Genomic DNA, 23267 nt, shown 5'->3' with positions numbered 1-23267 from the left:
GCCCCGTAGGGCAAGGTAAATTGCACCAATCTGCTTTGTTATAAAATTTCTATGTAGAATAACTATACTTCAATTTTATGCCTGGCATCTCGGCACAATTTGCCTTGCTGACTTTGCATCTTGAAGTATCATGGGTATATAAGCAACTTATCCCGTATTGAGGTCAGTCTTTTAAATTGTTTTTAAAAGCCTGAAGGGTTTTAAACAGCAGCTCAATTTTAACCACCAACTCCGGAATGAGGGTTTTGTAATGCTCCTCATTGTCGGTTTGGATTGCCTGCAGATCCGCCGCAAGTTCCTCTACATAGGGCAGAAAGGTGGTGGAGTGGTTTTTAAAGGCACTATCATGGGCAAATATCTGTGCAAATCCCGCTTTTTTCTGCAGGCGTAACTGTTCAAGCATTTTATCTGCATCAACGGCGCGATGGTAAATGATCTTTATATTTTCCTGTAACTGTTTAACTAGATTTTCTTTATTCATTATTCTCCCCTTTTTAGAAACAATTATAGCGAATTAATCCTGAGCGGATCAGCTGAATTTTGTTATCAATTTGTTGCTATCAGAGTCTTGCTTTTCTGCCCTGCGATTTCCCGGCTTAAACGCGGCACTAAATATCCCGGTAATGCAATGCTCATTTCCCGGATTAACTGCTTGGCCCGTTGTTCGCTTAAATCAAAATGCTGGGCACCCTGCACTTTATCTAATAAAAACAGGTAATAGGGTATTATACGCGCATCAAACAGTGCTTCGCTAAGGTCAATCAGTGCCTGTTTATTATCATTTACGCCTTTCAGGAGCACACTTTGATTTAATAAATGTACCCCTGCATCAGCCAGTTTATCCATCGCATCTTTAAATACTGCGTCGATCTCATTGGCGTGATTGATATGTAATACACAAGCCACATTAAAACGGCTTTTTTGCAGCATATTACACAGCTGCTCGGTGATTCTGGCAGGAATAACGACCGGCAGGCGCGTATGCAGCCTTAAACGTGTCAGTTGTGGTAATAACTCCAGTTCATTGACCAGGTGTTGTAAGAAGTCATCTTTACTCATTAACGGATCGCCGCCGCTGAGAATAACTTCATTCACTTCCGGGTGAGATTTGATATAGCCGATAATTTCCTGTAACTGTTTTTTGTTAATATTATTATCCTGATAGGGGAAATGCCGTCTGAAACAATAGCGACAATTCACCGCACACCCTGATTTTAATATTAACAAAACCCGGCTCTGGTATTTGTGTAATAACCCGGGCAGGGCACTATCATGCTCTTGTAAAGGATCCACCCCGTAACCATCAGCAAGCATCTCCTCATTTTCTATCGGTAACACCTGCGCCAGGAGAGGATCGTTAAGATCGCCTTTTTTCATTTTATTGACAAACGGCAAAGGCACTAACATCGGAAAACTTTTACGGGCGAAGTCACTTACCCTGCTACTTTCCGGTGCAATCTCTAATAATTGTAGAAGTTGTTGTGGATTTTTGACCGCATCGGCGAGTTCCTTTTGCCAACTTGGCAACACATGGGTATTATTCGGGGTAATTATTTGCAACATTTTTATAAATCAATTTAGAGTGAGATTACAATGGGAACCTATAATACCAGTGAATTTAAAAGCGGACTAAAATTTATGCTTGATAATGAGCCTTGTGCAATTATCGACAATGAATTTGTAAAGCCGGGTAAAGGGCAGGCATTTAACCGCGTTAAACTGCGTAAATTGTTATCCGGTAAAGTTATCGAAAAAACCTTTAAATCCGGCGAGTCGGTTGAATCTGCTGACGTGATGGATTTTGATCTGGCTTATCTTTACAACGACGGTGAGTTTTTCCATTTTATGAATAACGAGACCTTCGAGCAGATTGCAGCAGAAGAAAAAGCAGTCGGAGATATGGCTAAATGGCTGGTTGAACAGGATATGTGTACTATCACAACCTGGAACGACAACCCGATCGCAGTGACACCACCGAACTTTGTTGAAATTGAAGTAACTGATACCGATCCCGGCCTGAAAGGCGATACGGCTGGTACCGGCGGTAAACCGGCAACACTGGCAACAGGTGCGGTTATTCGTGTGCCGTTATTTATCCAGATTGGCGAAGTGGTAAAAGTCGATACGCGCAGCGGCGAATATGTAAGCCGAGTGAAGAAATAATTTTCTTCTTATTACGATAGCTTAAACTGATCTGCTTAAACGAAAAAAACCAGCTCATGAGCTGGTTTTTTTGTCGCTGTGAAAGCTAGAACATCTGCAGCAGCAGGGTAAAGACAAATACGCTGACCGCAAAAGCAAAACCATAACAGATTACCTGCTGCCAATCGCGTCCGCGGTTAATACCGATATCGTGTAATGCATGGAAAATACGGTGCAGGGTATGCCACAAAGGTAAAGCGACCAGCACTAATACAATGACGGCGCCGTACCAGCTTGTTGCAAAGTGATGTACTTTTTCATAACTGAGATTGTCACTATCCATCAAACCAAGCGGAATTAAGATCCCGGTAATTAACATCATCACCGGCGTAAGAAATGCAGTTAGCATCCCGCCAGCACCAAATAACCCCCAGAAAACCGGCTCATGTGAACGTTTATAGGTTTTTTCAGTAGTATTGGACATGTCCAGCCTCCTTATAAGGTAACAATGATTAGACAGAAAAGCGTGATAACAACCAGCGCTGCATAATGACCGGCAATAATCACTTTATCTTCTAATCTTTTTCCTTTCACCCATAACGCAATTGCTTTGGGTGCCAGCGAAAACCAGGTGACGGTATGATAGCAGGCCAGAGCCAATGCGATCAGGTGCAGAATAATTGCAAAGGGATTTTCTAACGCTGTCATCCAGGCATTAAAAGCCGCTTCTCCCTGACTTAAGCGGAATACTCCCCAGGCCAAGATCAGGCTGTATAAAGTGATAAAAATACTGCTCCCTTCACGGATCATATACTTTGTGTAAAAGGCATGCTTCAGCCACCAGTCAGTAGGTACCTCGCGTTTATAAGGTTTACGTTTACTCATAATTTTTTCTCCATAACAATACTTGTTCTGGCTATATTTCAGCCAACAATAAATTCAGTAGGTAGTTCGCGTTTACTCATAATTTTCTCCTTAATCCGGTTTGAACATACCAATTAAATAATCTTTACTGCTTTCCACTTTAAGCAGCTGAATCGCTGCCGCGGGATCCACATCTTTAGGGCAGACAACGGAGCAATAACCGACAAAAGTACAGCCCCATACGCCTTCTTCCTGATTGACTATTTTCATCCGTTCAGCCACGCCGTGATCGCGGCTGTCGCGGTTGTACCTTGCTATTAGCGCAAGCACAGCCGGGCCGGTAAATTTATCGTCGAGGGCGTATTGCGGACAGGCCGCATAACAAAGACCACAATTTATGCACATAGAAAATTGCTTATACAATTCCATCTGCAGGGGGGTTTGCTGATAAGTGCCTTCATCTAAAGATTTCTCTTTTTCAGGAATAATGTAGGGCTTGATGGATTCTAATTTATTAACAAAGTCATCCATTACCACCACTAAATCCCGTTCAATAGGAAAGTTAGCTAATGGCTCCAGAGATACTTTATTCGGGTAATAGTCACGCAGGAATGCTTTGCAGCCTAATTTAGGGACGCCATTGACCATCATGCCGCAGCTGCCGCAAATGGCCATCCGGCAGGACCAGCGGAAACTGATCGTGCTGTCTAAATGATCTTTAATATATTGCAGCGCTTCCAAAACAGAGAAATCAGGCGAATATGGTACTTCAAAGGTCTGTGTGAATGGTTTTTCATCGTTTTCCGGGCGATACCTTAAGATATCAATGCTGATCGTTGACTCGGTCATTTACACTTCCTCCTGTGCTGAATTTATTGTTTCAGATGCAGCTTCTGCCTGCTCCGGCTCTGCACTTGGCTTTTCTGATGCTGCACCATAAACACGTTCAGCGGGTTGACTCTTAGTGATAGTCACGGCGGAATACTCTATTTTTGGGGCTTTATCGGCCTGATAATAGGCCAGTGAATGTTTCAGGAAGTTCTGATCATCACGTTTGTCAAAACCATCGATACGCTGGTGTGAACCGCGCGATTCTTGACGTTTGATAGCACTGTGCGCCATCGCCTCTGCGGTATCGAGCAGGTAGCCTAATTCAATGGCGTACAAAAACTCGGTATTAAATACGCTGGATTTATCGGCAATATGAATATTTTTATAGCGCTCTTTAAGCTCGGCAAGTTTATCGATGGTTTTCTGCATCGATTCCTGAGTGCGGTAAATTCCCACACCTTCCTCCATGCAGTCACCCATTTCTAAACGGATATCGGCCATTTTTTCACTGCCCTTACTGTGCAGTAATGCTTCGGTGCGGGCGATAATAGCTTCCGCCTGTTTTTGTAACGCCGTGACGTCCTTATGCTCCGTATTAAGCGCATAATTTGCGGCTTCCTGTCCGGCTAACTGGCCGAATACGGCAAGCTCGGTTAATGAGTTTGAACCCAGACGGTTAGCGCCGTGCAGACCCACGGAAGCACATTCACCAATGGCGTATAATCCTGCCAGGCTGGTGGCTGTGTTAGCATTGGTTTCAATGCCGCCCATTGTATAGTGCACGGTAGGGCGTACCGGGATGGGCTCATGGACAGGATCCACCCCGACATAAGCTTTTGCCAGCTCACGGATAAATGGCAGACGTTCATTGATTTTTTCTTCACCCAGATGACGCAGATCCAGGTGAATATAATCACCTCTTGTACCTTTAAAGACATTGCCTTTCTGCTGCTCCTGCCAGAAGCACTGGCTGAGTTTGTCGCGCGGCCCAAGTTCCATATATTTATTTTTGGTCTGGCCAACGGGGACTTCCGGTCCGAGGCCGTAATCCTGCAGGTAACGGTAACCGTTTTTATTGACCAGAATACCGCCTTCTCCGCGGCACCCTTCGGTCATTAAAATACCGGTGCCCGGCAGACCGGTAGGATGGTACTGGACAAACTCCATGTCACGCAGGGCGACGCCATGGCGATAGGCAAGGGCCATGCCGTCACCGGTTACAATACCGCCATTGGTATTGTAACTGTAAACGCGGCCGGCGCCTCCGGTTGCCATGATCACTGATTTAGCCTGAATAAGTTTTGCTTCACCTTCGGCAATATCAAGGATCACCACACCCTGTATTTTATTATCTTCGACCAGCAGGTCGAGACAGAAATGTTCATCAAAGCGGGTGATTTTCGGGTGTTTAATGGAGGTTTGAAAAAGTGTGTGGAGAATATGAAAGCCGCTTTTATCGGCGGCGAACCAGGTACGCTCTATTTTCATACCACCGAAAGCCCGGACGTTAATGCTGCCGTCTTCTTTACGGCTCCACGGGCAGCCCCAATGCTCAAGCTGGGTAAGTTGTTTGGCGGCATTTTCGACAAAATACTCAACCACATCCTGTTCGCATAACCAGTCACCGCCTGAGACCGTATCATTGAAGTGGTTGTCCAGTGAGTCATGATCCTGAGCGACACCCGCCGCGCCACCTTCAGCTGCAACCGTATGGCTGCGCATCGGGTAAACTTTGGAGATTAACGCGATTTCCAGATTGGGATGGTTTTCTGCAATTTCAATTGCCGCTCTTAAACCCGAGCCGCCTGCGCCAATAATGGCAACATCTGTTTTAATTATCTGCACACTTCTACTCCCTTAGTTATTTATAATATTGATAATGATTTTATTCTATCAGCAGATCGTTAAAATTCCGTGAAATAAACAGGGTTATTTAAAGATAATCTGTAAATAATCAACAGTATGTAAATTAAACCCATGCAGGGTTATCTGCAAAGCACTTAATTTGCACCTTCAAGCAGCTTAGATATATAAATCAGGTTTTTATTCCCGAATTTTTTATTCTCCGATAAACTAGAGACTCGTAGAAAAAGGAATCAAGATGAGCTGGAAACCAAGTGCTGGCATAAAAGCATTACAACAACGGGCAAAAATATTACAGACTATCCGTCATTTTTTTATAACACGGGATGTATTAGAAGTTGAAACGCCGGTATTGAGTCAGGCCGCCGTGACAGATATTCACCTGTTTTGCTTTAAAACCCATTTTAACGGAGCGCAGATCTCCTCAGCAAAGCCGGACCGCCAGGGGCTGCCTTTGTATATGCAGACCTCGCCTGAGTTTCATATGAAGCGCCTTTTATCGGCCGGCAGCGGCTGTATTTTCCAAATGAGTAAAGTTTTCCGCAATGAAGAGTCGGGGCGTTTCCATAATCCGGAATTTACGTTGCTGGAATGGTACCGTATCGGCTTTGATCATTTTCGTTTAATGGATGAAATGGATCAGTTATTACAGCTTATTCTGAACAGCCAACCTGCGCGCCGTTGTACTTATCAGGATGCATTCTTAGAAATTTTAGATGTTGATCCTCTTGCAGCGACTCTTGAGCAGTTAAAAAAATCAGGCGAAAGGTTAAATCTTGGAGATGTCTTAAATAATGAGCAGGATCGTGATACGGTTTTACAGTTGCTGTTTTGTTTCGCAATTGAACCTGTGATTGCGCAGGATAAACCGTGTTTTGTCTATAGTTTTCCCGCTTCACAAGCTGCACTGGCAAAAATAAGTCCGGATGATCCGCGTGTCGCGGAACGCTTTGAGGTTTATTTCAAGGGCATTGAACTGGCTAACGGTTTTCATGAATTAAGTGATCTGCAGGAGCAGTTACGGCGTTTTGAAAAAGATAATCAATTACGTGCTCAAAAAGGTCTGGCACAAATGCCTATTGATTTGCAATTTATTGAATCGCTGCCATTTTTACCTGATTGCGCCGGTGTCGCCCTGGGAATCGACAGATTAGTGATGCTTGCGACAGATAAAAAACATATTGATGATGTTATCAGTTTTACAATTAAGGGAGCCTGATTTGGCTAAGTTATGGTTAACCGATCGTGTTTATTCATTATGGGCGTATGTGTTCCGGATCTTGTATTGGATAGGCGCCATTTATCTTGCCTCTTTGTATTTACAGCACTTTGCAGAGCATGACTGGTTTAAAGTTGGTCTGATGCTATTAAGTGTTTTTTTTGTGGTTATCTCTTTGTTTTTAGGACGTTGTCTGGATCACTTTTTTAAAGCAAAGTGACCGATTGTGGGTTTTCAGGCTACACTTTAATGGCAATCCTTGTATAGTCAGTTCATGTGCAAAACAGATTCAGTCAGCAGACTATAACTTATTCACTGTTCTGAGGTATTTATGGCAATAAAAAAAGTTAAATCAGAGTTTGAAAAATTATCAGCAATTTTGGATGAGGATTTGATTGCCGATGAATGTACTGCCGGAGAGCTAAAACAAGTACATGATCAACTCCAGGAAGCGATAAAATCCGGCGATCCGGCACAATTGATTCGCGATAAAAAAATTGCTCAGCAGCTTGTTGTTTTTGAAGAAACTAATCCGGTAGTCGGCAAAGTGATTAAAGATCTCATTAATGCTTTATCCGGAATGGGGATATAATAGAGCGGGGACGCGAGGCTAACATCTTATTGCTGCTAAAAAACAGCGACAAAAAAACCGACACTAAGTCGGTTTTTTTAAGCTTAAAATAAAGGCTGTATTCTTACAGAAGAATTAAAGCGCTTTAATTTGTGCAGAAAGACGGCTTTTCTTACGAGCAGCAGTATTTTTGTTAATTAAGCCTTTAGTTGCGTAACTGTCTAAAACTGATTGTAGTTTTATAAATTCAGCTGTAGCAACTTCTTTGTTTGCAGCTTCGATTGCAACAACAACTTTCTTAATGAAAGTACGCATCATTGTACGACGACTTGCATTATGTTTACGGCTTTTTTCAGCTTGTAAAGCACGTTTTTTAGCAGACTTGATATTAGCCAAGACCTTAACTCCTAAATTCTGTATAACAAGGGATAATCAAAGGTCGGGGAATATGCCTTGTCGTACGTATATTGTCAAATGTTTTCTTTTTAACCAATTAAAAAACTGGTAAGAAACTCAGCAGATGGTTAAACTGCGCGCATTATATACCCAATCTACTCCAATATGCAAACTCAGCAAGCCGATAGATGACCATATTTAAGGCATGAAGTTGAGGCTTTAGTCATCCGAAATTAATGCATCGTAACGCTGAAGATGGGAGTCTCTCGGCCTGCCGGAAAGGGGATTAGCTCGAAAACCAGTACTGCGTTGTAATACTCGAAAAGTAAGTCATTATTCTCTTCACATTACGCCTGCCCTGGTATCCGAACTAACCGCTGAATTAGCATTTTTAGGTAGAATGGGCATATACCCAGCCACCTTGTTTCTTGGGTTTTAAGAACACTTGGGAAAAATGGACAAATCTCTTTAGGAAAAATATTGTGAGTAAAAAATTATTGAAATCAGGTTTGATCGTAAGCGCTATGACATTGATTTCAAGGCTTTTAGGACTGCTGAGGGATATCGTCATAGCAAATTTAATGGGTGCGGGCGCCGCCGCTGATGTTTTTTTCTTTGCCAATAAAATTCCTAACTTTTTACGCCGCCTGTTTGCTGAAGGCGCATTTTCGCAGGCATTTGTACCGGTATTAACCGAATATGAAAAAAAACAATCGCCGGATCAGGTTAAGCAATTAATTGCCGCGGTATCCGGTACCTTAGGCGGCATTATCACCATTATCACCATTGCTGGTGTTTTGGGCTCCTCTGTGATCACCGCTTTATTCGGCTTCGGTTGGTTTTTAGACTGGTGGAACGGCAACCCTGACGGGCAAAAGTTTGAACTTGCTTCGATAATGTTAAAGATTACTTTTCCCTATCTCTGGTTTATCACCTTCACCGCATTATCCGGCGCTATTTTAAATACCTTGGGAAAATTTGCCGTCGCCGCTTTTACACCGGTATTTTTAAATATTGCCATTATCGCCTGTGCACTGTTTGTTTCGCCCGCTTTACAACAACCTGAAATCGGGCTAGCAATCGGGGTGTTTATTGGCGGTGCGGTACAGTTTTTTTTCCAGCTGCCTTTTTTGCGCAAAGAAAAGCTCTTGCTGAAACCTGTTTGGGATTGGCATCACCCCGGCGTGGTAAAAATCAGAACTCTGATGATTCCCGCTTTATTTGGGGTATCTGTCAGTCAGGTTAATTTATTACTGGATACCCTGATTGCCAGTTTTCTACAAACGGGCTCAATCAGCTGGTTGTATTACTCGGATCGTTTACTTGAATTTCCTTTAGGTTTATTCGGGATCGCTATCGCGACAGTTATTTTGCCGAGTTTGTCCTCGTCACATGTCACTGAGTCAAAAGTGCATTTTGCGAAAACCCTGGATTGGGGGATGCGTATGGTCTGTGTCTTAGGTTTTCCGGCGATGTTAGGTTTGATTGTTCTGGCTGAGCCTATGCTGCGGGTATTATTTATGCGCGGTGAATTTGCTATGCAGGACGTTTCAATGGCCGCCATGAGTCTATGGGCTTATGGCTGTGGGTTATTGAGTTTTATGATGGTTAAAATATTAGCACCGGGATATTACGCCCGTCAGGATACCAGAACACCGGTTAAATACGGCATAATTGCCATGGTCAGCAATATGGGGCTGAACATTATTTTTGCTATCCCCTATGGTTATGTCGGCTTGGCCATCGCCACTTCGCTGTCCGCGACCTTAAATGCAGGTTTGTTGTGGTACGGTCTATATAAAACAGGTGTTTATCAAAGGCAGCAGGACAGCGTCTCGGTATTAACCCGGATTGCTCTTGCGGGTTTGCTGATGGCGGTAGGCTTGGCGGTGTTTAATCCTTCTCTGCCTGAATGGAGCCAGTTATCTTTGTTCGCAGCGGCGGTTCAATTATTCGCCTTAATCGCCGCTGGGGCAGTGGTGTATTTATGTGCCCTGGCTCTAAGCGGGTTGCGTTTCAGCCATTTTAAAGTTTCAGAGAAGAATGGTTAAAATGAGGGCTGATTAGTTGCGCTGCTTAATATATAATCCACTCTTTTGTGTTTAAAAGACTTTTATCCAAGTAAAAGAGATGGAATGTAAAAGAAATGGAATTATTACGCGGCATTCATAATATCAAAACAGCGCATCAGGGATGTGTTTTGAGTATTGGTAATTTTGACGGGGTGCATTTAGGTCATAAAGCGGTACTCGCCCGATTATTAGTTGAGGCCAAGCGCCTGCAGGTACCGGCGACGGTTTTAACCTTTGAGCCGCAACCTGAGGAATTGTTTGCCGGGAAAAATGCACCGGCAAGATTAAGCCGTTTACGTGATAAATTTGTGCAGCTGGAGAAACTTGGTTTAGATCGTCTGTTATGTGTTTCATTTACCCATAAATTTGCTAATTTAAGTGCCCAGGATTTTATTGAAGAGTTGTTGATAAAAAAACTCGGTGTGAAGTTTTTGGTGATTGGTGATGATTTTCATTTTGGTTACCAGCGCCGCGGCGACTTTGAGTTATTAAAACAGGCGGGTGAAAAATACGGTTTTGAAGTCGTTGATACAAAAAGCCTGCTGCAGCAGGAACACCGTATCAGCAGCAGTCGTGTACGTGATGCCTTAGCGTCGGGAGATCTGCAGCAAGCAGCGTTGATGTTAGGCCGAAAATACAGTATTACCGGGCGCGTTGTGCATGGTCAGAAATTAGGCCGCACTATCGGTGTACCCACTGCGAACCTGTTATTAAAGCGCCGCGTCTCACCCGTGTCAGGTGTGTTTGTTGTCTCGGTATTAGGGATTGCAGATAAGGTTTATCAGGGGGTTGCTAATATCGGGCAGCGTCCTACCGTAAATGGTGTCCGCCAGCAGTTAGAGGTACATATCTTCGACTTTAATTCGGATTTATACGGTTTGCAGTTAGAAGTTGTATTAGAAGATAAGATACGAGATGAAGTGCGTTTTGATTCATTTGCGGCACTAAAAATTCAGATCGATAAAGATATCAGGCAAGCCAGAGAATGGCATCTGCTTAATGAAAAAATATAAACTACTTGAAAATGCACAAACCGGTCGTCACCGACTTTGAATTTATGCGCAAGTAGCCGGAATACAAATCCCAACGTAATGTTAGATGGAATAAAAAAGCAATGAGTGATTATAAAAATACATTAAACCTGCCGAAAACAGGTTTCCCGATGCGTGCAAATCTTGCCAATCGTGAACCGAATATGCTGAAAAACTGGTACAGCAAGGATCTTTACGGCAAGATTCGTGCGGCTAAAAAGGGTAAAAAAACATTTGTTCTGCATGATGGCCCTCCATATGCAAACGGTGATATTCATATTGGTCACTCGGTTAATAAAATTCTCAAAGACATTATTATCAAATCAAAAACGTTATCTGATTTTGATGCGCCTTATATCCCGGGATGGGATTGCCATGGCCTGCCAATCGAATTAAAAGTTGAGCAGAAAGTCGGTAAACCCGGGCAGAAAATCAGTGCTGCGGATTTCCGTAAAAAATGTCGTGAATATGCGGCGCGTCAGGTTGATGGCCAACGTAAAGACTTTAAACGTCTTGGCGTATTAGGTGAATGGGATAACCCGTACCTGACCATGAACTTTGCAACTGAAGCCAACATCGTTCGTGCGCTGGCAAAAATCATTAAAAATGAGCACCTGCATAAAGGCTCTAAACCTGTGCATTGGTGTACAGATTGCGGCAGTGCATTAGCCGAAGCCGAAGTTGAATATGAAGATAAAGTATCTCCGGCGATTGATGTTGCTTTTTGTGCCGTTGACGCAGAGCAGGTTGTGCGCAGTTTCAAACCTGTTGCTGATGATCTCGGCAGCGGTGATGTCTGTGCCGTTATCTGGACAACCACCCCCTGGACACTACCGGCTAACCGCGCCATTGCGTTGGCGGAAAAGGTAGAATACTCACTGGTTCAGGCGGGCGAGCGACGTTTAATTTTAGCCACTGATTTAGTCGCTGATTGTATGGCGCGCTACGGCATTGAAGATTTTACTACGCTGGCTATCTGCACAGGAATGGATTTAGAGAAAAAACTATTTAATCATCCGTTCTTAAATCTGCAGGTACCTGCGATTGTTGCCGATCACGTTACCATTGATGCGGGTACCGGCTGTGTGCATACCGCGCCCGGGCATGGACAGGACGACTACGCTGTCGGTCTGCGTTATGATTTAGAGGTTGCCAACCCGGTTGCTGATAATGGTGTTTTCCGTGAAGACACGGAATTTTTTGCCGGTTTACATGTCTTTAAAGCCAATGATCGTGTGCTTGAAGTGTTAACCGAAAAAAATGCATTATTGTGCTCGGTAAAATTAAAGCACAGCTACCCGCACTGCTGGCGCCATAAAACACCGATTATATTCCGTGCCACACCACAATGGTTTATTGCTATGGACCAAAAAGGGTTGCGTGATAACGCACTGGCCGGCATCAAAGGTGTTAAATGGATCCCGAGCTGGGGTCAGCAACGTATTGAAAAAATGATCGAGAACCGCCCCGACTGGTGTATCTCCCGTCAGCGTACCTGGGGCGTGCCTATCACCCTGTTTGTGCATAAAGAAACCGATGAACTGCATCCGAACAGTGTGGAAATGATGGAACTTATTGCCCGTAAAATCGAGCAGCAGGGTATTCAGGCGTGGTGGGATTTAGAGCCGGAAAGCATATTAGGTTTTGAAGCTGAAGAGTACCGTAAAGTCACTGATACTCTGGATGTATGGTTTGACTCAGGCACCACACATGCTTCGGTTGTCGGGCAGCGTGAAGAGTACAAATTAGCATCTGGCGAGCAGGCAGAAGCGGATTTGTACCTTGAAGGTTCGGATCAGCATCGCGGCTGGTTCCAGTCATCGTTAATGACCGGCATGGCAATTAATAATAAAGCGCCTTACAAAGAGGTGTTAACCCATGGTTTCGTGGTGGATGGAAACGGCAAAAAAATGTCTAAATCTTTAGGCAATGTGATGTCTCCGCAAACCGTGATGAATAACCTGGGTGCAGATATTCTGCGTTTATGGGTTGCCTCAACGGATTACACCGGTGAGATTACGGTTTCTGATGAAATCCTTAACCGCAGCGCAGACAGCTATCGTCGTATTCGGAATACGTCACGCTTCCTGCTGGCTAACTTAAACGGTTTTGATCCGAGCACGGACTTGGTAGCAAGTGATGAAATGGTCGCGCTGGATCGCTGGATTGTTGCGCAGACATTAACATTGCAGAATGCTGTGATTGAAGCCTACGAAAGTTACAGCCTGCATGTAGTTTATCAGAAACTGATGCATTTCTGCTCTATTGAATTAGGCAGTTTCTATCTGGATATTATTAAAGATCGCCAGTATACCGCTAAAGCGGACAGTAATGCGCGTCGCAGTTGCCAAACGGCACTGTTCCATATCGCAGAAGCACTGGTACGTTTGATGGCTCCTATTTTAAGCTTTACCGCTGATGAGATTTGGGCGGGCTTGCCTGGTGAACGTGATGAATTTGTTTTCACAACGGTCTGGTATGATGGTTTGTTCGGTCTGACCGATAATGAAGTATTCAGTAACGAAGCCTGGTCTCAGCTGATTTCAATCCGTGCAGAAGTCAACAAAGCATTAGAAATCGCCCGTAAAGAAAACACTATCGGTGGCGGCCTGGAAGCTGAAGTAACACTTTATGCTTCCGATGAGATAAGTGCTTTATTAGCAACTCTGGAAGATGAATTACGCTTTGTGCTGATTACCTCTCAGGCACAGGTTAAACCATTAGCTGATGCGCCACAGTCCGCTCACCAGACCGAAGTGGCTGGTTTGTCGGTAACTGTAGTTAAGAGTGCGGCAGAGAAGTGTGATCGCTGCTGGCATCACCGCGAGGAAGTTGGTCAGAATGAACAGCATCCTGATTTATGCGGCCGCTGTGTAACTAATATTGACGGTCAGGGTGAAGTACGTAAGTTTGCGTAATTCCAGGATCAACAGACCCTAATGTAAACGCCTTAATATTTAAGGCGTTTTTTTATTCAGGATTAAAAAATGGCAGAGATAATAGAAAAATCAGGTTTGCGCTGGTTATGGCTCTCGGCAATAATGTTAGTGCTTGACCAGGTGACTAAATATTGGACAATACAATCATTAGATTTATATGAATCTTATGAGATTCTCTCATTTTTCAGTTTTACTTATGCGAGAAATTACGGTGCCGCTTTTAGCTTTTTAGGTGATGCCGGAGGCTGGCAGAAATATCTTTTTACCAGCATCGCGCTGGTTGTTTCAGGTTATTTACTCTATTTACTGAAGAATAGTAGCAGAGTTCAGTATTGGCAGAACTGTGCATACGCACTGATTTTATCCGGTGCTATCGGCAATGTTATAGATCGTATAATCTTCGGTTATGTAATTGATTTTTTAGATTTTGATTTGGGTTTTTATCGCTGGCCAACCTTTAATATTGCAGATGTCGCAATCTTTATCGGTGCGGCAATCATCATCTTAGAGTCTCTTTTTAGTAAGGAAGATACTCAAAATAAAGGAAAGAAAAATGACTGAGATAAACAATCCGCGTATCGCAGAAAACAGTGCAGTCTTAATGCATTTTTCAATTCGTTTGGCTGACGGCTCTGCTGTTGACAGTACCAAAGTTGATAATAAACCGGCAAAGTTTGTGATGGGCGACGGCAGTTTAACCCCGGGTTTCGAAGCGTGCCTGCTTGGTCTGCAGGAAGGGCAATCGGAAACTTTTACCTTGCCACCTGAGTCTGCCTTTGGTCTGCCTAACCCGGATAATATTCATCACCTTGAATTAAGTAAATTCAGCCAGGATGTGCCGGCAGAAATAGGCACTATTATCAGTTTTACCCAGCCAAATGGTGAAGAGATTCCCGGCATTATCCGGGAAGTGGTTGCAGACAGTGTGACGGTTGATTTTAATCACCCGCTTGCCGGTCAAACAGTGACATTTGAAGTGGATGTTTTGGAAGTTTTAGGTTAGCGTATTCTCTTTTTAGTTGATAATATCTATCATCTGCATTCTCTCATGACCTGTGAATAACGGGATATAAGTTTAAAAAGGTTAGTTATGGAAATCATTTTAGCGAATCCGCGCGGTTTTTGTGCCGGCGTACATCGTGCAATTTCAATTGTAGAGCGTGCGTTGGATATTTTTACTCCGCCTATTTATGTGCGTCATGAAGTTGTCCATAACCAGTATGTGGTTGATGGTTTGAAAGCCCGTGGTGCGGTATTTGTAGAAGAGCTGGATGAAGTGCCGGATAATAATATTGTTATCTTCAGTGCGCATGGCGTTGCGCAATCGGTGCGTGAAGAGGCTAAACGTCGTGAACTTAAAGTCTTTGATGCCACCTGCCCGTTGGTGACCAAAGTGCATATGGAAGTCACCCGCGCCAGCCGCCGTGGCCAGGAATGTATTTTGATTGGTCATCAGGGCCACCCTGAAGTGGTTGGCACTATGGGGCAATATGATAACCCGCAGGGCGGAATTTATCTGGTTGAATCACCTCAGGACGTCAGTAAATTACAGGTTAAAAACTCCGATAGTCTCTGTTACAGTTCGCAAACAACCCTGTCGGTAGATGATACAGCCAATATTATCCAGGCGTTGCGTGACAAGTTTCCCAATATTGAGGGGCCGCGTAAAGATGATATCTGTTACGCGACACAAAATCGTCAGGATGCGGTTAAAGATCTTGCGCAAAAAAGCGACCTGGTGTTAGTGGTCGGCTCAACCAACTCCTCTAATTCGAATCGTTTACAGGAGAAGGCCAGCTGTGTGGGCGTTAATGCTTATCTGATTGATAATGAAAAAGATATTCAATGCGAATGGTTTGAAAATGTAAAAATAGTCGGTGTCACTGCGGGTGCTTCAGCACCTGAAGTGCTGGTGCAGGCGGTGGTCGATAAACTGCAGAAACTTGGCGGAGTGGTGGTGACTGAAAACCCCGGTGTGGAAGAAAACACTGTTTTTGAAGTACCGGCGGAGCTGCGTATTAAGCAGGTTGAATAATTATTTTCATTTTTGCAGGGGGAAAATAACAACGGCATAGCGTTTTTCACATTTTCTATCTGTATATTTACTCTATTTAGTATTAAAGTACTTACAACTAGTACCTAGCCACAAAAGAAGTGATTGGTTGATGATCTGTATGCATCCCGTTCTAAACAAAGGGGCGAGGGCTTCAGCCCTCTTGTTGCTAATAAATGCGGGATAAATCCCGCGGCCCATTGAAAAGCCATGCTAAAAATTTAAGCAATCAATATTAATGTGTAGAGGTACTAGATACGTTTACAAACAACATAAAAGAGATCACGATGAAAAAAATAGAAGCAATTATTAAACCCTTTAAAATGGATGATGTTCGTGAAGCACTTGCTGATATTGATATCACAGGCATGACTGTCTCTGAAGTGAAAGGTTTCGGTCGTCAAAAAGGACACACCGAGCTTTACCGTGGCGCTGAATACATGGTTGATTTTTTACCAAAAGTAAAAATTGAGCTAGTGGTTAAACAAGAGGATGTTGAACGCTGCATCGAAGCCATTATGGGAACAGCACAAACCGGTAAAATTGGTGATGGTAAAATCTTCGTTACGCCTGTTGAGCGTGTTATCCGTATTCGTACCGGTGAAGAGGATCACGAAGCGCTTTAATCGCTGCGCCTTTTATAATCGAGTGTAAAATAAAAAGGAGAACCTCGTTCTCCTTTTTATTATCTATCTAGCTTGATTAAATTAATACAGATTAAGGCCATTAAAGCGGGCATTCTCCGGGAAGTTTAATTTTAATACCGCCAATGCATTTTGTTTCGGCTCTTCGATGTTCAGTGCCTCGTAAGCTTCAATCATGATCTCCAATGCCTGTTCAACCATCGCACTGTCAGGATAATTGTTTAATACTACTTTGCAGCGGTTGATAGCAGCAATATAAGCATCGCGTTTGATATACCACTGCGCAATCGCAATCTCATAACGTGCTAAATGATCTTTTAAATATATAACTCTTTGCTGTGCATCAGCGGCATATTCACTATTCGGGTAGTATTTGATAAGTTGCGATAAGTCTTTAAAGGCCTGTATGGCATTATTCGGATCTCGGTTGAAACGGTCAATGCCGAATAACTCCTGAAAAAACTGCTGATCTGCGCCCATATAAGTTAAACCACGCATATAATAAACGTAATCAAGATCCGGATGAGTTGGGTTGAGGCGCAGAAAACGATCAATGCTGGCAAGTGCTAATGCGGTTTCCTTGCGTTTGTAATAACTATAAATAAGATCTAACTGTACTTGATCTGAATGCGAACCGAATGGATAGCGGGTATCTAATGCTTCTAAGATATCAGATGCTTTTTCAAAATTTGCAGATTCCAGGGCACGTTTTGCTTCTTCATAAAGTACCGCTGGTGGTTTATCTTCCACTTTGGGTTTTTCTGCTTTTTTTGAAGAGCAGCCGGTGCTCAATAAAACAATCACAAGAGAGGACGTTAATAGTCTGAGGATCTTTTTCATAAGTGTTATAATGCCAATGCAGATAAAAAGCACAGTATCTTCTATCAACCCATAAAAGAAAAGTTAAAAAAGATAAAATGTGACAGGATCACAGTGCCCGCAACAAAATTAATCTTATTTATGGCCAATTGTTTGAATTTTTTCTCTGCAGAGAATCGACATTAATCAATTTGCCAGTAAACAATAGTGTAGAAAAAGAGAACAATATATGAGTCAAGAGTTAAATCTCAGCGCAGAAGTTACTGACCAGCAACTCGGGTTTCGATTAGATCAGGCAGTAGCATCACTGTTCCCGGACTATTCACGTACGCGCATTAAGGAATGGATATTGGCCGATATGGTCAAAATTGACGGAGAAGCGGTAAATCGTCCCCGCGAAAAAGTTTATACCGGGCAACTGGTTGAAGTAAAAGCCGTACTTGAAGATGAAGTCGTTTATAAAGCGCAAAATATTAAGTTAAATATTGTTTTTGAAGATGACGATATCATTGTAATTAACAAACCGGCCGGTTTAGTCGTCCATCCAGGTGCCGGCAATCCCGATGGTACAGTACTTAATGCGCTATTAAACCATTATCCGCAAATTGTTGAAGTACCGCGGGCCGGTATTGTGCATCGTCTGGATAAGGATACCACCGGGCTGATGGTGATTGCTAAAAACGTGCCGGCACAAACGCACTTGGTGGCCAGTTTGCAGGCTCGGCAGATAACCCGTGAATATGAGGCTATTGCCATGGGAACTTTTACCGCCGGCGGAATGGTCGATGCGCCTATCGGACGGGATAAAGTACACCGTACCAAAATGGCGGTTAATGCTACGGGCGGAAAACATGCTGTGACTCATTACCGTGTTTCCGAGAAATATCGTGCCCATACCCGTCTGCGTTTACGTCTTGAAACCGGGCGTACCCACCAGATTCGTGTGCATATGATGCATATTGGCCATGTACTCGCCGGTGATCCGGTTTACGGTGGTCGTCCGCGTCCTCCTAAAGGCGCTTCAGAGGCGTTGTTAACGGCATTGCGTAATTTTAAACGTCAGGCACTGCATGCAACTATGCTGCGTTTAGAGCATCCTATTACCGGAGAGATGATGGAATGGCATGCGCCGATACCTGCTGATATGGCTGAACTTGCTGAAGCATTACGTCAGGATATGATCCAGCATGGTGGCTAATAACCACTCAAATAAGCCTGATAATCAGCCAGATGTGCAGCAGACGGAAGCCGATGTGGCTGCAGCTGCCGATATTCAGGTATTTTCCGCGAACGCTGCGGAAAATGGCCACGATAATGTGCAGTTGATACGCCCTAACTGGTCCGCACCTGCACATATTCGGGCATTTTCCAGCACCCGTATTGGCGGATATAGCCAGGGGGCTTATTCAGGTCTGAATTTAGGCTTACATGTTGCAGATGACCACGCTATTGTCTGCAAAAATCGCAGCCTGTTAAGTAATACTCTGTCTTTACCCGACAAGCTCTTCTGGTTAAATCAAATCCACAGCACCGTTTTAGTCCGGGTTGAGCAAAACATGCCAGTGGATATAACCGCAGATGCGTCATGGACGACACAACAACAACAGCCATGCATTGTCATGACCGCGGATTGCCTGCCGCTGCTGATTACCGACAAACTGGGCAGTTTTGTCTGTGCTGTACATGCGGGCTGGCGGGGGTTATGTGATGGCATTATTGAAAAATCAATTAAATCGATTTGTCGGCAGTTAGATGTTAATTCAGCAGACTTATTAGTCTGGCTGGGCCCCTGTATCGGAAAAACGGCTTTTGCCGTCGGTGATGAAGTACGCGCTGCATTTATCGCTGAGAATAAGTTGGCAAAAAGCGCTTTTACTGCTTTTGAGGATCGCTGGTTAGCTGATTTACAGCAGTTAGCGCGTTTGCGTCTGGCGCCTTTTAAGGTTTTTGAAATCACCGCAAGCGAGCACTGCACTTTTAATGAAGCAGGGCTTTTTTATTCTTATCGCCGGGACAATATTACCGGGCGCATGGCGACCTTGATCTGGATTGATGACACAAGCAAATAACCCACTGCTCCGATATGGCCAAATTATTGCGGAATGTGCAATCGGCATCCTGAATTAATTTGGCTGCTGACGATAATTAATTGAAAAATAACATTTTTTTAGAAAGCGCCTGGATCATTTCCAGCAAATTTTATTATCCCGCCTTGAAATCGTACAATTAACCACCATCTTTAATGTTATCTAAGAGTGACATTTTTTGAAGAGGGCATTGTTATGCGTATGGATAAATTAACCAGTAAATTTCAATTAGCGATTGCCGATGCGCAGTCCTTAGCGCTCGGGCGCGATAACCAGTACATCGAGCCAATCCACCTGATGCTGGCGCTGTTAAATCAGGACGGCGGTTCATTACGGCCGATATTCGCCGATTTAGAGGTTGATCTGAGTTTATTACGATCTCAGCTTTCCAAGGAACTTGACCAGCTTCCAAAAGTGGCTGGAATCGGTGGCGATATTCAAATATCCAATCAACTCAATACCCTGTTTAACCTGTGCGATAAATATGTGCAGAAATCTAAGGATAAATTTATCTCTTCGGAGCTTTTTTTAGTTGCCGCCTGTGAAGATAAAGGCCGATTAGGGGATATTCTAAAAAAATTCGGCTTGAACAAGCAGAAAGTTGAGAAATCCATTGAAAAAATCCGTGCCGGTCAAAATGTGACGGATCCCGATGCTGAGGGGCAGGAGAAAGCGCTGGAAAAATATACCGTTGATTTAACCGAACAGGCGGAGCAGGGCAAACTGGATCCGGTGATTGGTCGTGATGATGAGGTGCGCCGGATGATTCAGGTGCTGCAGCGCCGTACCAAAAATAATCCGGTTATAATCGGTGAGCCGGGGGTAGGTAAAACCGCTATTGTAGAAGGTCTGGCACAGCGTATTATAAATAGTGAAGTCCCGGAAGGATTGAAGAACAAAAGGGTACTGGCACTGGACATGGGCGCATTAATTGCCGGTGCAAAATATCGCGGTGAATTTGAAGAAAGATTAAAAGCGGTACTCAATGAATTGTCCAAAGAAGAGGGCAAAATCATTCTCTTTATTGATGAACTGCATACCATGGTGGGCGCGGGTAAGGCAGACGGTGCGATGGATGCCGGTAATATGCTAAAACCGGCGTTGGCAAGGGGCGAGCTGCATTGTGTCGGGGCAACAACGCTGGATGAATACCGCAAGTATATTGAAAAAGATGCCGCCCTTGAGCGTCGCTTCCAAAAAGTGCTGGTCGATGAGCCGACGGTGGAAGATACCATAGCTATTTTACGTGGTTTAAAAGAGCGTTATGAACTGCACCATAAGGTGGAAATTACCGATCCCGCTATTGTGGCTGCGGCGACACTCTCCCACCGCTATATTTCAGATCGCCAGCTTCCGGATAAAGCGATTGATTTAATTGATGAAGCGGCTTCAAGCATCCGTTTACAGATGGACTCCAAGCCGGAAGATCTGGATAAACTGGAGCGTAAAATAATTCAGTTAAAACTGGAGCAGAAAGCGCTGCAGAATGATACTGATGAAGCCACTATTAAGCGTCTGGCTGATTTGGAAAAATCTCTGCAGGATAAAGAAAAAGAGTATATGGAGCTGGATAAAGTGTGGCGCTCTGAAAAAGCGGCGCTTTCAGGCACGCAGAGCATTAAACAGTCGATCGAACAGGCGCGTTTAGATCTTGAAGTGGCCAGCCGGGCGGTTGATTTAACGCGTATGTCAGAACTGCAGTACGGCATTATTCCGGATCTGGAAAAACAGTTAGCGCTGGCAGCTGAGGCTGAAATGCAGGAGATGACCCTGCTCAAACATGCGGTTACCGAAAGTGAAGTGGCTGAAATTCTTGCGCACTGGACGGGGATTCCGGTGGCGAAAATGCTCGAAGGGGAGCGCGACAAGCTACTGAAAATGGAAACTCACCTGCATAGTCGGGTAATAGGTCAAAATGAAGCGATTGATGCGATTGCCAATGCGATTCGCCGCAGCCGGGCGGGGTTAAGCGATCCGAATCGTCCGGTGGGATCTTTCCTCTTTTTAGGTCCGACGGGGGTGGGTAAGACAGAATCCTGTAAGGCATTGGCTCATTTCCTCTTTGACAGTGAGGATAATATGGTGCGCATTGATATGTCCGAGTTTATGGAAAAACATTCGGTTTCCCGCCTGGTGGGTGCGCCTCCGGGATATGTAGGGTACGAAGAGGGCGGATATCTGACCGAAGCGGTGCGCCGTAAACCCTATTCGGTGATTCTGCTGGATGAGATCGAGAAAGCCCATCCGGACGTGTTTAATATCTTACTGCAGGTGCTCGATGACGGGCGTTTAACCGATGGCCAGGGGCGTACTGTGGATTTCCGTAATACGGTGATCATTATGACCTCCAACATCGGTTCGGATATTATTCAGGAGCGTTTTGATCAGGTCGGTTATAACGAAATTAAATCGGCTTTACTTGAGGTACTGGCGCATCAATTTAAACCGGAGTTTTTAAACCGGATTGATGAAACCGTCGTCTTCCATCCATTGGGTATGGAGCACATTAAATCGATTGCTGCGATCCAATTAGACTCGTTGAAAAAACGTCTGCAGGATAAAGACTACCAGTTAACCTTTACTGATCAGGCGATCCAGCTGCTGGTGGATGCGGGGTATGATCCTGTTTATGGCGCAAGACCGCTGAAACGCGCTATTCAGCAGCTGCTTGAAAACGCATTGGCGCAGGATATCCTTTCCGGACGTTTACAGCCGGGTAAAGAGATACGGGCAGAGCTGCAGGATGGCGAAATTGTCTTTGGGCAGTAGAACGGATTTGGTATAAATATCCCCCTGCACAGGGGGATATTTTTAGGTCTTGTTCTGATTAAAAAGGAGCCGGATAGGTTTTCATAACCGCATCTATTTCGCTTAATGCCTGCTCGCTTAGGGGCATGCTAAAAGCATCTATATCTTCTGTTAACTGCTGCATAGTGGTTGCACCAATAATTGTAGAAGTAACGCCATCAACTTGAGCGCACCAGGCCAGCGCCAGCTGAGCAGCTGTAAAGCCATGTTGTTTTGCTATCTGCGCATATGCCGCAACCGCTTTGTGCGCGGCCGGAGTATCGCGGAACAGGCCATTACGTTGTGACAGAGTCCAGCGACTGCCATCGGGACGAGCACCATTAAGATACTTGCCCGTTAACATACCGGTTGCTAATGGCGACCAGGGCAGATAAGCGATCTCCTCATGTACGCAGTTTTCCAGCAAATAGGGCCAGTCTTTGCTGTGCAGCAGGCTGAATTCATTCTGGATAGAGACCATTCTCGGCAGATCATACTGCTCGCTTAACTTAAGGTAGGTATTAATGCCCCAGGTGGTATCATCGGATAACCCGCAATAACGGATTTTCCCCGCTTTTACGCAGCGATCCAGCCCCTGCAGAATATCCAGCATTTGTGCTGTTTGCTCACTGGCATTAACGTCACTGAAGCGAAATTGATTCGGCCATTGTTTGCCAAAATGCGGAGAGGTGCGATTTGGCCAGTGCAGTTGATAAAGGTCGATATAGTCTGTCTGTAAACGTTTCAGTGAAGCATCTACCGCTTGCACCACAGCATCACCCGTAATGGCTCCGCCATTTCGCACCCAGTGCAGCCCGGGACCGGCTATTTTGCTGGCAATAATCAGATCATTGCGTTTATTTTGGTTGCCGGCCAGCCAGTTTCCGATAATCGTTTCAGTTTTGCCATAGGTATCCGGTGAGGGAGGAACGGCATACATCTCTGCCGT

The 23267-nt window shown here is 44.4% G+C and carries 23 protein-coding genes; 14 read left to right on the top strand and 9 right to left on the bottom strand.

Annotation, left to right across the window (positions count from 1 at the left end):
• Nucleotides 1-163 precede the first annotated feature (163 nt).
• On the bottom strand, nt 164-481 hold the full coding sequence (locus ABZA00_RS07400; protein ID WP_372881516.1) for a hypothetical protein: 318 nt from the start codon (nt 479-481) through the stop codon (nt 164-166).
• A 65-nt stretch (nt 482-546) separates the two neighbouring features.
• The gene (gene epmB / locus ABZA00_RS07395; RefSeq protein WP_372881515.1) at nt 547-1563 is read right to left on the bottom strand and encodes an EF-P beta-lysylation protein EpmB; all 1017 of its coding nucleotides are present in this window, start codon (nt 1561-1563) and stop codon (nt 547-549) included.
• 30 nt (nt 1564-1593) lie between these two features.
• Between epmB and efp the strand changes: the two genes are divergently transcribed.
• Entirely contained in the window at nt 1594-2163 is a 570-nt protein-coding gene (gene efp / locus ABZA00_RS07390) for an elongation factor P (protein WP_372881514.1), read from the top strand.
• A gap of 85 nt (nt 2164-2248) precedes the next feature.
• Here efp and frdD read toward each other — a convergent pair whose 3' ends face one another.
• The 4 genes from frdD to frdA all read right to left on the bottom strand — a co-directional run bounded on the left by frdD (nt 2249) and on the right by frdA (nt 5682).
• On the bottom strand, nt 2249-2626 hold the full coding sequence (gene frdD / locus ABZA00_RS07385; protein WP_372881513.1) for a fumarate reductase subunit FrdD: 378 nt from the start codon (nt 2624-2626) through the stop codon (nt 2249-2251).
• 11 nt (nt 2627-2637) lie between these two features.
• Nucleotides 2638-3027 (bottom strand): fumarate reductase subunit C, encoded by a 390-nt coding sequence (locus tag ABZA00_RS07380; protein ID WP_372881512.1) that lies wholly within the window; start codon nt 3025-3027, stop codon nt 2638-2640.
• Nucleotides 3028-3117: 90 nt separating this feature from the next.
• The gene (locus tag ABZA00_RS07375) at nt 3118-3855 is read right to left on the bottom strand and encodes a succinate dehydrogenase/fumarate reductase iron-sulfur subunit (RefSeq protein ID WP_372881511.1); all 738 of its coding nucleotides are present in this window, start codon (nt 3853-3855) and stop codon (nt 3118-3120) included.
• Complete coding sequence (gene frdA, locus ABZA00_RS07370) at nt 3856-5682, bottom strand: fumarate reductase (quinol) flavoprotein subunit (protein WP_372881510.1); 1827 nt, start codon at nt 5680-5682, stop codon at nt 3856-3858. It abuts the gene before it with no gap.
• Between the two features lie 256 nt (nt 5683-5938).
• Here frdA and epmA point away from each other — a divergent pair, with 256 nt between their 5' ends.
• The 3 genes from epmA to ABZA00_RS07355 all read left to right on the top strand — a co-directional run bounded on the left by epmA (nt 5939) and on the right by ABZA00_RS07355 (nt 7511).
• Nucleotides 5939-6919: an elongation factor P--(R)-beta-lysine ligase gene (epmA, locus tag ABZA00_RS07365; protein WP_372881509.1), complete on the top strand. Its 981-nt coding sequence runs from the start codon at nt 5939-5941 to the stop codon at nt 6917-6919.
• A gap of 1 nt (nt 6920) precedes the next feature.
• Nucleotides 6921-7139, top strand: coding sequence for a hypothetical protein (locus ABZA00_RS07360; RefSeq protein ID WP_372881508.1), 219 nt, complete (start codon nt 6921-6923; stop codon nt 7137-7139).
• A gap of 111 nt (nt 7140-7250) precedes the next feature.
• On the top strand, nt 7251-7511 hold the full coding sequence (locus tag ABZA00_RS07355; RefSeq protein ID WP_372881507.1) for a DUF4404 family protein: 261 nt from the start codon (nt 7251-7253) through the stop codon (nt 7509-7511).
• Between the two features lie 114 nt (nt 7512-7625).
• Here the strand turns inward: ABZA00_RS07355 and rpsT are convergent, their stop codons facing one another.
• Nucleotides 7626-7886 carry a 30S ribosomal protein S20 gene (gene rpsT / locus ABZA00_RS07350; protein ID WP_372881506.1) on the bottom strand — a complete coding sequence of 87 codons (261 nt, stop codon included), beginning with the start codon at nt 7884-7886 and terminating at the stop codon, nt 7626-7628.
• Between the two features lie 482 nt (nt 7887-8368).
• Here rpsT and murJ point away from each other — a divergent pair, with 482 nt between their 5' ends.
• The 7 genes from murJ to ABZA00_RS07315 all read left to right on the top strand — a co-directional run bounded on the left by murJ (nt 8369) and on the right by ABZA00_RS07315 (nt 16607).
• On the top strand, nt 8369-9937 hold the full coding sequence (gene murJ / locus ABZA00_RS07345) for a murein biosynthesis integral membrane protein MurJ (protein WP_372881505.1): 1569 nt from the start codon (nt 8369-8371) through the stop codon (nt 9935-9937).
• Nucleotides 9938-10032: 95 nt separating this feature from the next.
• A complete protein-coding gene (gene ribF, locus ABZA00_RS07340) occupies nt 10033-10971 on the top strand; it encodes a bifunctional riboflavin kinase/FAD synthetase (protein ID WP_372881504.1) in 939 nt (312 codons plus the stop codon).
• A 101-nt stretch (nt 10972-11072) separates the two neighbouring features.
• The gene (gene ileS, locus ABZA00_RS07335) at nt 11073-13907 is read left to right on the top strand and encodes an isoleucine--tRNA ligase (protein ID WP_372881503.1); all 2835 of its coding nucleotides are present in this window, start codon (nt 11073-11075) and stop codon (nt 13905-13907) included.
• Nucleotides 13908-13976: 69 nt separating this feature from the next.
• Nucleotides 13977-14489 (top strand): signal peptidase II, encoded by a 513-nt coding sequence (gene lspA, locus ABZA00_RS07330; RefSeq protein WP_372881502.1) that lies wholly within the window; start codon nt 13977-13979, stop codon nt 14487-14489.
• On the top strand, nt 14482-14931 hold the full coding sequence (gene fkpB / locus ABZA00_RS07325; protein ID WP_372881501.1) for an FKBP-type peptidyl-prolyl cis-trans isomerase: 450 nt from the start codon (nt 14482-14484) through the stop codon (nt 14929-14931). The genes lspA and fkpB overlap by 8 nt, the downstream gene beginning before the upstream one ends.
• Before the next feature lie 87 nt (nt 14932-15018).
• Nucleotides 15019-15963: a 4-hydroxy-3-methylbut-2-enyl diphosphate reductase gene (ispH, locus tag ABZA00_RS07320; RefSeq protein ID WP_372881500.1), complete on the top strand. Its 945-nt coding sequence runs from the start codon at nt 15019-15021 to the stop codon at nt 15961-15963.
• Nucleotides 15964-16268: 305 nt separating this feature from the next.
• The gene (locus tag ABZA00_RS07315) at nt 16269-16607 is read left to right on the top strand and encodes a P-II family nitrogen regulator (protein WP_372881499.1); all 339 of its coding nucleotides are present in this window, start codon (nt 16269-16271) and stop codon (nt 16605-16607) included.
• A gap of 81 nt (nt 16608-16688) precedes the next feature.
• On the opposite strand, the gene ABZA00_RS07310 is transcribed toward ABZA00_RS07315, so the two are convergent.
• A complete protein-coding gene (locus ABZA00_RS07310) occupies nt 16689-17465 on the bottom strand; it encodes an outer membrane protein assembly factor BamD (RefSeq protein ID WP_372881498.1) in 777 nt (258 codons plus the stop codon).
• Nucleotides 17466-17673: 208 nt separating this feature from the next.
• On the opposite strand from ABZA00_RS07310, the gene rluD reads away from it, so the two are divergent.
• The 3 genes from rluD (at nt 17674) to clpB (ending at nt 22300) form a co-directional block, all read left to right on the top strand.
• Nucleotides 17674-18642 (top strand): 23S rRNA pseudouridine(1911/1915/1917) synthase RluD, encoded by a 969-nt coding sequence (gene rluD, locus ABZA00_RS07305; RefSeq protein WP_372881497.1) that lies wholly within the window; start codon nt 17674-17676, stop codon nt 18640-18642.
• Nucleotides 18632-19513, top strand: a complete 882-nt coding sequence (pgeF, locus tag ABZA00_RS07300) for a peptidoglycan editing factor PgeF (protein ID WP_372881496.1) — start codon at nt 18632-18634, stop codon at nt 19511-19513. The genes rluD and pgeF overlap by 11 nt, the downstream gene beginning before the upstream one ends.
• Nucleotides 19514-19726: 213 nt before the next feature.
• On the top strand, nt 19727-22300 hold the full coding sequence (gene clpB, locus ABZA00_RS07295) for an ATP-dependent chaperone ClpB (RefSeq protein WP_372881495.1): 2574 nt from the start codon (nt 19727-19729) through the stop codon (nt 22298-22300).
• Between the two features lie 58 nt (nt 22301-22358).
• Here clpB and ABZA00_RS07290 read toward each other — a convergent pair.
• Nucleotides 22359-23267: aldo/keto reductase (locus ABZA00_RS07290; RefSeq protein WP_372881494.1), on the bottom strand; the 909-nt coding region annotated here is incomplete at its 5' end.

Source organism: Psychromonas sp., assembly GCF_041586535.1.
Classification (GTDB): Bacteria; Pseudomonadota; Gammaproteobacteria; order Enterobacterales; family Psychromonadaceae; genus Psychromonas.
This window is presented reverse-complemented; position numbering and strand designations above follow the sequence as displayed.

Excerpts from the sequence above, each read along its gene's own strand:
- ribF (WP_372881504.1), top strand. The coding sequence starts at position 10,033 with ATGGAATTATTACGCGGCATTCATAATATCAAAACAGCGCATCAGGGA.
- clpB (WP_372881495.1), top strand. The coding sequence starts at position 19,727 with ATGCGTATGGATAAATTAACCAGTAAATTTCAATTAGCGATTGCCGAT.
- ABZA00_RS07355 (WP_372881507.1), top strand. The coding sequence starts at position 7,251 with ATGGCAATAAAAAAAGTTAAATCAGAGTTTGAAAAATTATCAGCAATT.
- ABZA00_RS07380 (WP_372881512.1), bottom strand. The coding sequence starts at position 3,027 with ATGAGTAAACGTAAACCTTATAAACGCGAGGTACCTACTGACTGGTGG.
- ispH (WP_372881500.1), top strand. The coding sequence starts at position 15,019 with ATGGAAATCATTTTAGCGAATCCGCGCGGTTTTTGTGCCGGCGTACAT.
- rluD (WP_372881497.1), top strand. The coding sequence starts at position 17,674 with ATGAGTCAAGAGTTAAATCTCAGCGCAGAAGTTACTGACCAGCAACTC.
- epmA (WP_372881509.1), top strand. The coding sequence starts at position 5,939 with ATGAGCTGGAAACCAAGTGCTGGCATAAAAGCATTACAACAACGGGCA.
- ABZA00_RS07375 (WP_372881511.1), bottom strand. The coding sequence starts at position 3,855 with ATGACCGAGTCAACGATCAGCATTGATATCTTAAGGTATCGCCCGGAA.
- frdD (WP_372881513.1), bottom strand. The coding sequence starts at position 2,626 with ATGTCCAATACTACTGAAAAAACCTATAAACGTTCACATGAGCCGGTT.
- ABZA00_RS07310 (WP_372881498.1), bottom strand. The coding sequence starts at position 17,465 with ATGAAAAAGATCCTCAGACTATTAACGTCCTCTCTTGTGATTGTTTTA.
- efp (WP_372881514.1), top strand. The coding sequence starts at position 1,594 with ATGGGAACCTATAATACCAGTGAATTTAAAAGCGGACTAAAATTTATG.
- lspA (WP_372881502.1), top strand. The coding sequence starts at position 13,977 with ATGGCAGAGATAATAGAAAAATCAGGTTTGCGCTGGTTATGGCTCTCG.
- pgeF (WP_372881496.1), top strand. The coding sequence starts at position 18,632 with ATGGTGGCTAATAACCACTCAAATAAGCCTGATAATCAGCCAGATGTG.
- ABZA00_RS07315 (WP_372881499.1), top strand. The coding sequence starts at position 16,269 with ATGAAAAAAATAGAAGCAATTATTAAACCCTTTAAAATGGATGATGTT.
- fkpB (WP_372881501.1), top strand. The coding sequence starts at position 14,482 with ATGACTGAGATAAACAATCCGCGTATCGCAGAAAACAGTGCAGTCTTA.
- ABZA00_RS07400 (WP_372881516.1), bottom strand. The coding sequence starts at position 481 with ATGAATAAAGAAAATCTAGTTAAACAGTTACAGGAAAATATAAAGATC.
- epmB (WP_372881515.1), bottom strand. The coding sequence starts at position 1,563 with ATGTTGCAAATAATTACCCCGAATAATACCCATGTGTTGCCAAGTTGG.
- ileS (WP_372881503.1), top strand. The coding sequence starts at position 11,073 with ATGAGTGATTATAAAAATACATTAAACCTGCCGAAAACAGGTTTCCCG.